General features: G+C 68.0%; 12 protein-coding genes. 11 read left to right on the top strand and 1 reads right to left on the bottom strand.

Translation table 11 applies throughout. The features are described 5' to 3' along the window. The first annotated feature begins 55 nt into the window (after positions 1-55). The 9 genes from F8S09_RS14040 (at position 56) to F8S09_RS14000 (ending at position 9,414) form a co-directional block, all read left to right on the top strand. On the top strand, positions 56-811 hold the full coding sequence (locus F8S09_RS14040; protein WP_152872108.1) for an SDR family NAD(P)-dependent oxidoreductase: 756 nt from the start codon (positions 56-58) through the stop codon (positions 809-811). Positions 812-848: 37 nt separating this feature from the next. Further along, entirely contained in the window at positions 849-1,604 is a 756-nt protein-coding gene (locus tag F8S09_RS14035) for a sulfite exporter TauE/SafE family protein (protein WP_152872107.1), read from the top strand. Next, positions 1,601-1,879 (top strand): hypothetical protein, encoded by a 279-nt coding sequence (locus tag F8S09_RS14030; protein ID WP_152872106.1) that lies wholly within the window; start codon positions 1,601-1,603, stop codon positions 1,877-1,879. The genes F8S09_RS14035 and F8S09_RS14030 overlap by 4 nt, the downstream gene beginning before the upstream one ends. Before the next feature lie 28 nt (positions 1,880-1,907). Then, positions 1,908-2,198, top strand: a complete 291-nt coding sequence (locus tag F8S09_RS14025) for a hypothetical protein (RefSeq protein ID WP_152872105.1) — start codon at positions 1,908-1,910, stop codon at positions 2,196-2,198. 61 nt (positions 2,199-2,259) lie between these two features. Continuing rightward, the gene (locus F8S09_RS14020) at positions 2,260-3,354 is read left to right on the top strand and encodes a hypothetical protein (protein ID WP_152872104.1); all 1,095 of its coding nucleotides are present in this window, start codon (positions 2,260-2,262) and stop codon (positions 3,352-3,354) included. A gap of 101 nt (positions 3,355-3,455) precedes the next feature. Then, complete coding sequence (locus tag F8S09_RS14015) at positions 3,456-5,804, top strand: 3-hydroxyacyl-CoA dehydrogenase/enoyl-CoA hydratase family protein (RefSeq protein ID WP_152872103.1); 2,349 nt, start codon at positions 3,456-3,458, stop codon at positions 5,802-5,804. 234 nt (positions 5,805-6,038) lie between these two features. Beyond that, complete coding sequence (locus tag F8S09_RS14010; protein WP_152872102.1) at positions 6,039-7,220, top strand: alpha/beta hydrolase family protein; 1,182 nt, start codon at positions 6,039-6,041, stop codon at positions 7,218-7,220. After that, entirely contained in the window at positions 7,217-8,176 is a 960-nt protein-coding gene (locus F8S09_RS14005) for an HNH endonuclease (protein WP_152872101.1), read from the top strand. The genes F8S09_RS14010 and F8S09_RS14005 overlap by 4 nt, the downstream gene beginning before the upstream one ends. A gap of 32 nt (positions 8,177-8,208) precedes the next feature. Further along, the gene (locus tag F8S09_RS14000) at positions 8,209-9,414 is read left to right on the top strand and encodes a thiolase family protein (protein ID WP_152872100.1); all 1,206 of its coding nucleotides are present in this window, start codon (positions 8,209-8,211) and stop codon (positions 9,412-9,414) included. Between the two features lie 57 nt (positions 9,415-9,471). On the opposite strand, the gene F8S09_RS13995 is transcribed toward F8S09_RS14000, so the two are convergent. Beyond that, positions 9,472-10,314 (bottom strand): Ig-like domain-containing protein, encoded by an 843-nt coding sequence (locus F8S09_RS13995; protein ID WP_152872099.1) that lies wholly within the window; start codon positions 10,312-10,314, stop codon positions 9,472-9,474. 101 nt (positions 10,315-10,415) lie between these two features. Between F8S09_RS13995 and F8S09_RS13990 the strand changes: the two genes are divergently transcribed. Continuing rightward, entirely contained in the window at positions 10,416-11,624 is a 1,209-nt protein-coding gene (locus tag F8S09_RS13990) for a 23S rRNA (cytosine(2499)-C(5))-methyltransferase (protein ID WP_152872098.1), read from the top strand. Positions 11,625-11,640: 16 nt separating this feature from the next. Then, complete coding sequence (gene dinB, locus F8S09_RS13985) at positions 11,641-12,732, top strand: DNA polymerase IV (protein ID WP_322618840.1); 1,092 nt, start codon at positions 11,641-11,643, stop codon at positions 12,730-12,732. The last annotated feature ends 28 nt before the right edge of the window (positions 12,733-12,760 follow it).

Below are 12,760 nucleotides of genomic sequence, written 5' to 3'. Positions count from 1 at the left end.
CTTCACGCGGGGCCTCGGCCTCTCCCGGACCCTCCCCAGGCGGTCTAATGCCCCCATGCTCGACCTGACAGGCAAGGTGGTGCTGGTGACCGGCGGCTCGCGCGGCATCGGCGCGGCGACGGTACGCACGCTGGCGGCGGCGGGGGCCGACGTGCTCGTGCACTACGGACGCGGAGAGGACGAGGCCCGCTCGCTGGTGGCCGAGGTGGGGGAGGAGCGGGCCACCGCATTGGGCGCTGACCTGGCCCAGCCGGAGGCGGGAGCGGTCATCTTCCGGGAGGCGCTGACGTGGCGCGGGCGGGTGGACGTGCTGGTGAACAATGCGGGGATCGCTCCGACGGTGACGGTGGACGCCCCGGACGACGCCTGGGCGGACACCTGGGCGCAGACCCTCCAGGTCAATCTGGTCGCGGTGGCCGACCTGTGCCGGGAGGCGATCCTGCACTTCCGGACGCGGGGCGGCGGGACCATTATCAACGTGGCGAGCCGGGCGGCCTTCCGGGGCGACAATCCGGACGCGATGCACTATGCGGCCTCCAAGGGGGGCGTGATCGCCCTGACCCGTTCCATCGCGCGGGGGTACGCCCGAGAGGGCATCCTGGCCTACGCGGTCGCGCCGGGCTGGGTCCGCACCGACATGGCGGAGGGCTACCTGCGCGAGCACGCCGCCGATATTGCCCGCGACATCCCGATGGGCGACGTGGTCCCGCCCGAGGAGGTCGCGCATACCATCGCTTTTCTCGCCTCCGGGCTGGCCCGCCACATGACCGGGGCGACGCTGGACCTGAACGGAGCCTCCTACGTGCGGTGAGGGAGAGCCGTGTTAGCCTCCTTGCCGTGATCCAACCTTGACCCTCGCCGTGATTGCCGTCGGTCTGCTCGCCGGAGTGCTGGGCGCGATCCTGGGCCTCGGTGGCGGCGTGGTCGTCGTGCCCGCGCTGGAGTTCGTGCTGCCACTGTTCGGGCGCGACATTACCATCGCGCAGGCGGTCGCCGTGTCGCAGATCGGGGTGCTCGCGGTGGGCCTGAGCGGGGCGGCGAGTTATCTGCAACAGGGGCTGGTGCGGGCGCGGACGGGCTACCTGCTCTCTCCCTTCACCATCCTGGGCGGGGCGGTCGGCTCCTTCCTGGGGCTGGTGCTGCCCGCCCGCGCGGTGGCGACGGTGTTCGCGGCCCTGCTGCTGTACTCGGCCTACAACCTGTTGCGCGGCCTCAAGCGGGTGGAGGTCGAGCGCCCCCCCAGCCGCCTGGTGCCCCCCGCGATGACCTTCGCGGGCATCATGAGCGGCCTGCTGGGCATCGGCGGCGGGACGGTGCAGGTGCCGGTGCTGAACCTCCTCGCAGGGGTGCCCATCCGGCAGGCCATCGCCACCTCGACCTTCATCATGGGCCTGACCGCCGTGGGGAACGCGCTGGTGTACCACGCGGGAGGGCTGCTGGACCTGCGGCTGGCCGCCGGGGTTGCCCTGGGCGTGCTAATCGGGGCGCGGGCGGGCGCGGGGCTGCAAAGCCGCATTCCGGCCGCGCAACTCAAGCTCTTTTTCAGCGTGCTCCTGATCTTCACGGCGGGGCAACTGCTGTGGAAATACTGGGGGCAGGCATGACGCCGGAGAAGAAGCCCGACACCGAACTCGCGGGCCTGCCGGAGTGGCTCTATCCGCTGGGCTTTTGGGTGGCCGTTGGCCTGCTGGCGCTGGGCGTGCTGTTCCCCCGACTGGCCGCCCTCGCGGTGGGCTGGGTGGGGCTGGTGCCCGTGCTGGCGGCCGTGTGGGTCGCCGTGACTGCGTGGAACCGGGACCGCCGCCTGAGTGTCGCCGCGCTCTCGGCGCTCGCGGGGCTGGTTGTCGTGTTCGTGGTCAAAGAGTTCCTGCCGGGTTAAAGGGTCGCCCGAGGCCAGGCGAGGTGCCGTGACGACTGGGAACGCTGAACAACGCGGACAGAGGGTACTCCTCGCCCTATTGCTGGCCTCCTTGCTCGGCCTGCTGCTGTTCAGCCTGCACTGGGCACACCCCCTGCACAACTGTGGTGAGACGCTGCGGGCCTTCGACAGGCGGGCGCTGTTCGCCATCGGGCTCGCGGCCCTCTCCCTTCTGCTCGCGCTGCTGGACTCCCCGCGCCGCTCGTTCTGGACACCCCTGGCCCTGTTTCTGGTGGGCGTGGCGGCGGCGCTGCGCTTCATGTCGCCCTTCTTCTGCTAGGCGAAGTGGGAAGAGTGGCTTCCGGTCCTGCGCCGACCACAGGCGGCCCTTAAGCTGAGCCATGACCCTTCGCGCCGCCCTCCTCGCGGGACTGATGCTGTGTTCCCCCGCCCTGGCCCAGCGCACGCCGCCGGAGCTGGCGGCGGCCCTTCAGACGGCGGCCCGTGCGGGCGACGCCGCCGCCTACCGCGCCCTGCTCGCTCCCGGCGGCACCTTCACGGTGGAGGGGGCCAACTTCGCCGCCGACCTCGCCCGCAGAGTGCCTGCCGACGTGACCTACCGCTTCAGCGACGTGCGGCAAGAGGGAGCCGGAGCGACGGCCACCCTCGACCTCGTCTGGACGCGGGTGCCGGGCGAGGTGCGCCGGGTTAGCCTCCCCGTGCAACTGGTCCGGGTGGGCGAGGTCTGGCGCTACGCGGGCGAGGCCCTGACCCCCGTGAAAACCGGGACGGATAGCCTCCTCGCCCTGAGCGTGCCGGAGCTGGCGCAGAAGGCCACGTTCCTCGCGCCCCTGCTGCCCCGCGCCGCCCGCGAGGTCGAGCGGGTGCTGGGCCTGACCGTCCCGCCGGGGGCCGTGGTCAAGGTCTACCCCGACGCCGAACGCCTCAGCGCCACCGTCTACCCCTCGCTGCAACCTGTCTCCGGCTGGAACGAACCCGGCGAGGCGATCAAGCTGGTGCTGCCCGGCGGCTCCCCGGCCCAGGCCGAGGCGTCCGCGCTGCGGGTGCTGACGCACGAGTTCACCCACCTCGCCGTGGGGGTGGCGGCGGCCCAGGCCGGGGGAGCCGCCGGGGACAAGCGCATTCCCTGGTGGCTGCACGAGGGGCTGGCGAACTTCGCCGCCCGCACCTTTACCGCCGAGTCGAGCTGGCAGTCTGGGCAGGCCCGCGTGAACGCCTACGCCCGCGCCGGGTGGGTGCCCCTGGCCGAGCTGGCCGACTTTCCCGCTGTGCCCGAAAACCGCTGGGACAACGCCTACCGTCAGGGCCTCGGCGTGGTGGAGTTCCTGGCGGCGCGGCAGGGCGGGGACGCTCCCTGGCGGCTCGCGCAGGCCCTCGCTCAGACGGGGGACCGGGACCGGGCGGCCCGTGCTGTGGGCTTCGCCTCCTTCGCCGCGTTGGAGACGGCGGCGCGGGCGTGGCTGGCGGCGCGTTAACCCACCTTTCGCTCTGTGGCCCCGGCGGTGGACAAACGCCCCGGCGGCCCCTAACCTTTGGACCGAGTTCAAGAATTTCGAGCCTCACCGCAGGAGGTCACATGCAGACTCAGCCCTACCGTATTCAGAAGGCCGCCGTGATCGGCGCGGGCGTGATGGGCGCCGCCATCGCCGCGCAGCTCGCCAACGCCGGGATTCCCGTCACGCTGCTCGACATCGTGCTGCCGGACAACCCCGACCGCAACTTCCTCGCCAAGCAGGGCATCCAGCGGGCGCTCAAGGCCCGCCCCGCCGCCTTCATGGACCCGGCCCGCGCCGCCCTCATCACGCCGGGCAACCTCGAAGACGACCTGAAGAAGCTCAAGGACGCCGACTGGATTCTGGAAGCGATCATCGAGAAACTGGACGCCAAGCGCGACCTGTGGGCGCGGGTGGAGGGCGTCGCCAAGAAGACGGCGATCATCTCGTCGAACTCTTCCGGTATCCCCATGCACCTCCAGATCGAGGGCCGCTCGGAGGACTTCCAGCGCCGCTTCGTGGGCGCCCACTTCTTCAACCCGCCGCGCTACCTGCACCTCCTCGAAGTCATCCCCACGCCCAAGACCGACCCCGCCGTGCTGGAGGCCTTTTCCGAGTTCGGCGAGAACGTGCTGGGCAAGGGCATCGTGGTCGCCAACGACGTGCCGGGCTTCGTCGCCAACCGCATCGGCGTCTACGGCATCATCCGCGCGATGCAGCACATGGAGCGCACCGGCCTGACCCCTGACGAGGTGGATCAGCTCACCGGCCCCGCGCTGGGCCGCGCCAAGAGTGCGACCTTCCGCACCGCCGACCTGAGCGGCCTCGACATCATTTACCACGTCGCCAACGACCTCGGGAAGGCCACGCCGGACGACGAGGACTTCACCCTCACGGACACCTTCAGGCGGATCGTCGAGGAGAAGAAGTTCCTGGGCGACAAGACCGGCAGCGGCTTCTACAAGAAGACCAAGGACGAGAAGGGCAAGACCAAGATTCTGAGCCTGAACCTCGACACGCTGGAGTACGAGGACCGGGGCAAGGTCAAGGTGCCCGCCGTGGAAGCGGTCAAGAGCCAGCCCCTTGCCGCCCGCGTGAAGGCGCTGTACGGCGCCGAGGGCAAGGAGGGCGACTTCCTGCGCGGCGTGATGAACGACGGCTTCTGGTACGCGGCGAAGATGGCCGGGCACGTCTCGAACCGCCTTCAAAACATCGACAACGCGCTGAAGTGGGGCTTCGGCTGGGAGGAAGGCCCCTTCGAGACGATGGACACCCTGGGCGTCCAGACTGTGATCGCCAACCTGGAGGCCGAGGGCCGCACCCTCCCGCCCCTGTTACAGGCGATGAAGGAATCAGGCCGCGAGCGCTTCTACGAGGGCGACACGACCGTCACGCCGACGGGCGAGCCGACGAAGTACGAGGCGCCGTATTTCATCATCGCGGACCTGAAAAAGGACGCCACGAAGGTCGTCAAGAAGCGGGCGGGCGCGAGCATCGTGGACCTGGGCGACGGGGTGCTGCTCGTTGAGTGGCACGCCAAGATGAACGCGCTCGGGGAAGACCAGCTCCGCGCCGTGCAGGACGCGCACAAGCTGGTGGGGGAGATGGGTTACGCGGGCCTCGTCCTCGGCAACCAGGGCGAGAACTTCTCGGCCGGGGCCAACCTCCCGCTGATCCTCTCGCAGGCGCAGGCGGAGGAGTGGGACGAGCTGGACGACGCGATCAAGCAGTTCCAGCAGGTCTCGACCTCCATGCGCTTCTCGCCTCACCCCACGGTCGCGGCCCCCTTCGGCATGGCGCTGGGCGGCGGGTGCGAGTTCTCCATCCACGCCGACCACATCGTCGCCAGCGCGGAGACGTACATGGGGCTGGTGGAGGTGGGCGTCGGCCTCATCCCCGGCGGCGGCGGCACCAAGGAAATGCTGCTGCGCTTCACCGACCAGCTTCAGCCCAATCAGCCTCTGCTGCCCGCCGTTCAACGTGCCTTCGAGCTGATCGCCACGGCGAAGGTGTCCACCAGCGCTCTCGACGCCCGCAAGCTCGGCTTCCTGCGCGACCACGACACGGTGGTCATGAACAGGAACCACATCATCGAGGAGGCCAAGCGGATGGTGCTGGCCCTCGCCCCCGGCTACATCCAGCCCACGCCGCGCCAGGACATTCCCGTGATGGGTGACGCCGCCATCGCCGCCGTCAAGCTGGCCCTTTACGGGATGACCGAGGGTGGGTACGCCTCCAAGTACGATGCCGAGGTGGGCACGCAACTCGCCCGCGTCCTCTCCGGCGGCACCGGCAACAACCGGAATGCGAAGGTCAGCGAGGGGCATCTCCTCGACCTGGAGCGCGAGGCGTTCCTGACCCTGCTGGGCAAGAAGGGCACCCAGCAGCGCATCGAGCACATGCTCAAGACCGGCAAGCCGCTGAGGAACTGATGGTCGGGCAGAGGGAGGTCGAGGTCTTTTGCTCCTCCCCCTCGAGGGGGGAGGCTGGGAGGGGGTGAACGGGCACGGCGTCGAAGGCCACTTCCTCGGTAAAACAGCGTGGTTGCCTCTGGCGTCCGGCCCCTCCCCGTCCCTCTGCAAGCAGCTCTGCGAGTCCCCCACAAGGAGGGGAATATCGAGAGAACTCATGCCCCTTCCCCCATTCGCCTGTCTACAGGACCAGTGATGCAACGACGTTTCTCTATCCCTGACCGTCTGCGCCACGTCCGCAAGCGCCGTGTCGCCGCCTGGGCCGCCCTGGGCTACGCCGCCCTGCTGGCGGTCGGGGCCTTCGTCGGCGCCGAGATCACCCTGCGGTCCAAGACGCGCTGGGTGAAGGGGGCGTTCGTGCCGGTGGGGCGGCGGGGGAACTCGGTCTACCTGCCCGCCTCGCCGGAAACCCTCTCACGCGGGGTCATCGGCATCGTGCCGCTGCGGCCCAACCGGGGGCACGCGATCCTGGGTCCGGCGAAGATCGCGGGGACGCTCGTGCGGCGCGAGGTTCAGGAGGAGCGCGGCGTGCTGCCGAACGGCGCCCTCGCGTGGGTGTCCTCCTTCGTCTACAACGGCACCCCGGCGCAACTGGGCGTGGAGTACGAGAACACGGCCATCAGCACGCCGCTGGGAGACATGCCCGCCTGGCACATCCCGCCTGTCTCGGGCGAGCGCGACGCCATCGTGATCGTCGTCCACGGGCACGGCGGCCAGCGTTCGCAGGCGCTCAGGATGCTTCCGGCGTTGCGGCGCACAGGCGCGGGGTCCCTCTTCGTCACCTTCCGCAATGCCTTCGGTGCCCCGCGCTCCGGGAACGGCTATCACACCCTGGGCGACGAGGAGGCCGAGGACGTGCTCGCTGCCCTGGAGTGGGCGAAGGAAGCGGGCTACCGGCGGGCGGTGCTGTACGGCTTTTCGATGGGCGGCAACATCGTCCTGAGCGTGTTGCGTGACAAGCACGAGCCGTTCCCCCTCCCCGTCCTGGGCGTGATGCTCGACTGCCCGGTGCTCGACTGGCGAGCGACCATCCGCTGGCAGGGGCAGCGGTACGGCCTGCCGCCCTTCGTGGCGCGGCATGTGGCGACCTTCGTGCAGTACGTCGTCACCCGCCGCTCCGGGCAGGACTTCGACGCGGTGGACCAGATCAGGGCCGCCCCTGGTTTCAAGGTGCCCATCCTCCTGTGGCACGGCACCCGCGACCGCACCATTCCGGTGGGGCAGGCCGACGCCCTCGCCGCCGCCCGCCCCGATCTGGTGGAGTACCACCGGGTCGAGGGAGCCAAGCACATCCGCTGCTGGAACCTCGACCCGGCGGGGTACGACGCGGCGTTGGAGAGGTTTGTGGCGCTTGTGTTGGAGGAGGTGAAGGTATGACAGATTCCCCACCTGGGCAGCAGTGCATTTTTTGCCTAAACTTTTTCCAAGAACTTACTGATGAGCATATAATTCCTGATGCTATTGGTGGCAGCTTGGTGATTAGGCGTGTTTGCAAAGATTGTAACAGCTATCTTGGTTCAAAGGTTGATGTCCACCTTGTCTCAAACTTTCTGGTGGAGATCGTTCGCTTCCAGAAAGGTTTGACCGGCAGAAGAAAAAACCTGAAGCACCCCCTCTCATATGGAAAGTTAGTGAGTGATCCAAACGTAGGTATCAAGTGGGAGATTGGGGAAGAGGCGCCAGGGAAGCTTATTCTCGATACAAACGTCAAATACTACACAGATGAAAATGGCGCTCAGCGTGTTGCCATATCTCTTGATGCAACCAAAGAAGTTGAGCTTCCCGAAATTCTGGAAAAGATTGCCGCTAGAATGCTGAAAAAGGGTCTTGAAATGGACCCAGCAAGTGTCACACCTATACACAGATCGACGGAGAATCCCGAGGTTAGTTTTACCCACACCATAAATTTGATAGGTATAGACCAAGCGGTTCTCAAAATAGTGTACGAAATCGCTTCTGAGGAACTTGGTAGCGATTACATACAATCGGAAAGCAGTAAGCGCCTCAGAAAATTTATTATGAATCCCTCAGCTAACTTAAGCGACCTTGCTGAACTCAAGCTGCGAGGGCAGATGGACTTTTTAAGCAAGTTTAGGGACATCTTCGACTTCGTGAAATCCGACCATCTGATAGCCATCATAGGGCAACCAGCCAAGGCTATCTACGTAAGAATATTTGACTTCTACGGAGCTTTAGTTCTTATTGATGACGATGCAGATATAGGATCAGAACACATTGAAAGTACTAAGTTTGTTGAATTTGACGTTGTTGTTCCGTCGCATTCAATCCTGAATATGAGCCAAGTCCTATCGAAACACCTGCCGGAGAGCTAGAGTAACCGAAGTAAGGAGTAATAACTATGCCTATGCGTGATGCTGTTATCGTTTCTGCCGTTCGTACCCCCGTGGGGCGCGGCGTCAAAGGCACCCTCGCCAACACCCGCCCCGACGACCTCGCCGCCCTCGTGCTCTCCGAGGCCGTGAAGCGTGCGGGCGTGGACCCCTCCATCGTGGAGGACGTGTACATGGGCTGCGCCATCCCCGAGGCCGAGCAGGGCCTGAACGTGGCCCGCATGGCCGCGCTGCGGGCCGGAATGCCCGACTCGGTGGGCGGCGTGACGATCAACCGCTTCTGCTCCAGCGGCCTCCAGACCATCGCCATGGCGGCGGCGGCGATCCAGACCGGGCAGGCGGACGTGATGCTCGCAGGCGGCGTGGAGAGCATGAGCATGGTGCCCATGACCGGCCACAACCCCAGCCCCAACCCCGACCTCGTGGACGAGCGCCCCGGCGCCTACATCGGCATGGGCCTGACCGCCGAGAACGTGGCCGCCAAATACGGCGTGAGCCGCGAGGACCAGGACGCCTTTGCCCTCCGCAGCCACCAGCGGGCCGCCGCCGCGCAGGACTCCGGCCGGTTCGACGCCGAGATCATCCCCGTGCCCGTGCAGGTAGACAGGGTGAAGGGCACCAAGATCAAGTCCGAGACCGTTACCTTCGACAAGGACGAGCTGATCCGCCGCGACGCCAACCTGGAGGACATGGCAAAAGTCCGCCCGGCCTTCAAGGCGACCGGCTCGGTGAGTGCCGCCAACTCCAGCCCCTTCAGCGACGGGGCCGCCGCCGTCCTCGTGATGAGCGCGGAAAAGGCGCAGGAACTCGGCGTGAAGCCGCTGGCGAAGTTCCTCGGCTTCGCGGTGGCGGGCGTGGAGCCGGAACTCATGGGCATCGGCCCCGTGAAGGCCGTGCCGAAGGTGCTCGCGCAGACGGGCCTGACCCTGGACGACATCGACCTGATCGAGCTGAACGAGGCGTTTGCGGCCCAGAGCCTCGCCGTGGCCCGCGAGCTGGGCTTCGACGAGGAGAAGATGAACGTGAACGGCGGCGCCATCGCGCTGGGGCACCCGCTGGGCTGCTCGGGCGCCAAGCTCACGGCGACCGCGATCTACGAGCTGCGGCGCCGGGGCGGCGGCAAGGCGTTGATCACCATGTGCATCGGCGGCGGCATGGGCGCGGCGGGCGTGATCGAGGTCTATCCGGAGGGGGCGGAAGGCGAGCAGGCGGCCGACTGAGGTTGGAGAATGGCAAGAGGGCGACTCCACGCACGGAGTCGCCCTCTTCGCTGAAACTTAGCGGCGTTCGAGGAGGTTCAGGGCTTGCTGCCGGATGCCGGACACCTCCAAAGCCTGGGCCTGGAGGTTCGCCCCAGTGCGGAACTGGCGCTGAACAGTCTGGGCGGCCAGGGCGCGGGCGTCCGTCTTGGCGGCAGCCTGTGCGGTCAGCTCGTTGGGTACATCGCTGCTCACCTGCACGAGGGCGACATAGACTGCTCGGTTAGGCTGCTGGGTGACCCGGTCAACAAGGGCACCTGCGCCGAAGAAGGTGGGGTCGCCCTCGTAGTTTTCCAGGCGCCCGTCGTCGTCGCTCGCCACCAGATAGGCACGCGGATCATCGGCATTCAGATCGTAGGAGAAGAAGGTCTCCAGTTCGCCCGCTGCCGTGATGGGGCCGAGTAGGCTCGCTCCCGTCTGGGTCTGCGCGTCGTTGGTGTAGGCGCCAATCGCCACCGTGCGGCCCGAGTTTTGCAACTCGTCAAAGAGGATCATGGCTCCCCCCTGAATGATCTGCCCGGTGCTGCTATCTGCCACGGCCCAGCCCTGGTTACCGGCCGCGTCGTAGGCCCGCGCACTCACGTTGAGCTGGCCGTTGTCGCTGCTGGTGACAGCGAAGCTAGAGGTGTATGGCGCGTCGGTGTCCGTGTAAATCAGGGTCTCGCCCCGGTAGAACTCCACCCGCGTCACGCCGACGTTATCGCTGGCGCTGGCCGTGAGATTGACGGTCGTGCCGCTCTGGGCGGCATTGAGGCTGACGGTGGGCGCCGTGCGGTCTGTGGCAGGTTGCGGAGTTCCTCCGCCGCACGAGGCAAGCAGCAGGGCAGAACCCAGGAGAGGCAGACAGAAGTTGGTCTTCACCCCCCGAGCCTAGGGGAAAGCCCGCTCTCATGTGGCGCATTTGCGCGGGGTGGTGGGGCGCTCCCATTCCCCTCACCCCCCCTGCGCTACCCTGCCTCCCGATGTCGCAGCCCCCTGTCTCCCCACGCCCGCGCCTCCGCCTGCGTGTCTCGGCCCCCGCCGAGGCGCACCTGCGGGCCGGGCATCCCTGGCTCTACGAGGGCAGCGTGCGCGAGCAAAACCGCGAGGGCGAGGCCGGGGAACTCGCCGTGATCTACGACCGCCGCGACCGCTTTCTCGCCATCGGCCTGTACGACCCGCATTCGCCGCTGCGGTTGCGGGTGTTGCACACGGGGCTACCCGTCACCGTGGACGAGGCGTGGTGGGCGGCCCGGCTCGACGCCGCTCTGCACCGCCGCGCGGCCCTCTTCGGCCCCGACACCGACGGCTACCGGGTCGTGAACGGCGAGTCGGACGGGTTTGCGGGTGCGGTGATCGACCGCTACGCGGACACGCTGGTCCTGAAGCTGTACACGGCGGCGTGGTTTCCCCACCTGCCGCTGCTGCTGAAGTTGCTGGAGGACCGCTTCCCCGGCTTCCGGGTGGTCCTGCGCCTCAGCCGCAACATCGGGGAATTGGCAGAGGGGGTCGGACTGGGCGACGGCCTGATCGTGGTGGGCACCGAGCCCGGCGGCCCGGTCATCTTCCGGGAGACAGGGCTGAAGTTCGAGGCCGATGTGGTGAGGGGCCAGAAGACGGGCTTTTTCCTCGACCAGCGCGAGAACCGCCGCCGGGTGGAGGGGCTCGCCAGGGGACGGCGGGTGCTGAACGCCTTTTCCTTCTCCGGGGGCTTTTCGCTGTACGCGGCCAGAGGTGGGGCGCGGGAGGTGGTCAGCCTGGATATCAGCGCCCACGCGCTGGCGGGTGCGGAGCGGAACTTCGCCCTCAATCCTGGCCTGGGCGCCAAGCATGAGACGGTGCAGGCCGACGTGTTCGAGTGGTTGAAAGAAACGCGGCGCGAGTTCGACCTGACCATCCTCGACCCGCCCTCGCTGGCGCGGCGGGAGGCGGAGCGGGAGGGGGCGATCCGCGCTTACGGGAAGCTCGCCGGGGACGGGATACGCCGCCTCGCGCCCGGCGGGATTCTGGTCAGCGCGTCGTGCTCGGCCCACGTCAGCGCCGAGGAATTCTTCGAGGCGGTGCGGGGTGCGGCGCGGCACAGTGGCCGCCGCTGGCGCGAGTTGCGGACCAGCCGCCACGCGCCCGACCACCACGCTTCCTTCCCGGAGGCCGAGTACCTCAAGGCGATCTTCCTCCAGCTTGAACCCTGAGCCTAGACTCGGGGGCGTGGGAGAGCCGCCGCGCAAGATCATCCACGTGGACATGGACGCCTTTTACGCGTCCGTGGAGCAGCGTGACGATCCCCGGCTGCGTGCTCAACCCGTCGCGGTCGCCTGGGGCGGCAAACGCAGCGTGGTCCTGACGGCGAGCTACGAGGCACGCCCCTTCGGGGTCCGCAGCGCGATGCCGCTGTACCGGGCGCTGGAACGCTGTCCGGGGCTGGTCGTCGTGGAGCCGAGGTTCGACGCCTACCGCGAGGTGAGCGCCCAGGTCCGTGAGGTGTTCCGGGGCTACACCCCCCTAGTCGAGCCGCTCGCGCTGGACGAGGCTTACCTCGACGTGACCGCGCCGCTGCGGGGTGGACCGAGTGCGACCCGCATCGCCCAGGGCATCCGCGCCGAGATTCGGGCGGCCACCGGGTTGACCGCCACGGCGGGTGTCAGCGTGAACAAGTTCCTCGCCAAGCTCGCGAGCGGCCTGAACAAGCCCGACGGCCTGACTGTGCTGCTGCCCGCGCAGGCGGACACACTGCTGGCCTCGCTGCCGACCTCCGCCTTCCACGGCATCGGCCCGGCCACCGCCGCCAAACTCGCCGCCCACGGCATCCACACCGGGGCCGACCTGCGGCGCACGCCTCCTGCCCACCTCGCCGCGTGGTTCGGGCGGGTGGGGGAACACTTCGCCCGCATCGCCCGGGGCGAGGACGACCGCCCGGTCGAGCCGGACCGCGCCCCGGTGTCGGTCGGCACCGAGGAAACCTACGCGGACGACCTGCGCGGCGTCGAGGCCGTCCGCGCCGTCCTGCCGCCCCTGGCGCGGGCGGTCGAGGAGCGGCTCGCGCGGGCGGGCCTAGCCGGGCGGGTCGTCGTCCTCAAGCTCAAGCTCGACGACCGCTCGGTGGTGACCCGCCGGGTGACCCTGCCCTATGCGGTGCGCGACGGGGCCACGCTCGCCCGCACCGCCGCTCGCCTCGTGACCGCTGAGCTGATCGGTGGGCGGGGCGTGCGGCTCGTGGGCATTACTGCTTCCGGGCTGGGGCCGCCCACCGAGCCGCCCCCGACGCTGTTCGGGGAGTTGGGTGCAGGAGAGGCACCCTGACGGGGGGTGTCCCGGTGTAAGAGCGGTG

Origin of the sequence: Deinococcus terrestris, from assembly GCF_009377345.1 — a bacterium.
GTDB classification, from domain to species: Bacteria; Deinococcota; Deinococci; order Deinococcales; family Deinococcaceae; genus Deinococcus; species Deinococcus terrestris.
Note: the sequence above shows the minus strand (reverse complement) of the source record. Positions and strands in the feature narration are given on the sequence as shown.

Bases quoted from the DNA above. Each gene is read 5' to 3' on its own strand.
- F8S09_RS13990 (WP_152872098.1), top strand. From the start codon at position 10,416: ATGTCGCAGCCCCCTGTCTCCCCACGCCCGCGCCTCCGCCTGCGTGTC.
- F8S09_RS14000 (WP_152872100.1), top strand. From the start codon at position 8,209: ATGCGTGATGCTGTTATCGTTTCTGCCGTTCGTACCCCCGTGGGGCGC.
- F8S09_RS14020 (WP_152872104.1), top strand. From the start codon at position 2,260: ATGACCCTTCGCGCCGCCCTCCTCGCGGGACTGATGCTGTGTTCCCCC.
- F8S09_RS14040 (WP_152872108.1), top strand. From the start codon at position 56: ATGCTCGACCTGACAGGCAAGGTGGTGCTGGTGACCGGCGGCTCGCGC.
- F8S09_RS14030 (WP_152872106.1), top strand. From the start codon at position 1,601: ATGACGCCGGAGAAGAAGCCCGACACCGAACTCGCGGGCCTGCCGGAG.
- F8S09_RS14005 (WP_152872101.1), top strand. From the start codon at position 7,217: ATGACAGATTCCCCACCTGGGCAGCAGTGCATTTTTTGCCTAAACTTT.
- F8S09_RS14010 (WP_152872102.1), top strand. From the start codon at position 6,039: ATGCAACGACGTTTCTCTATCCCTGACCGTCTGCGCCACGTCCGCAAG.
- F8S09_RS14015 (WP_152872103.1), top strand. From the start codon at position 3,456: ATGCAGACTCAGCCCTACCGTATTCAGAAGGCCGCCGTGATCGGCGCG.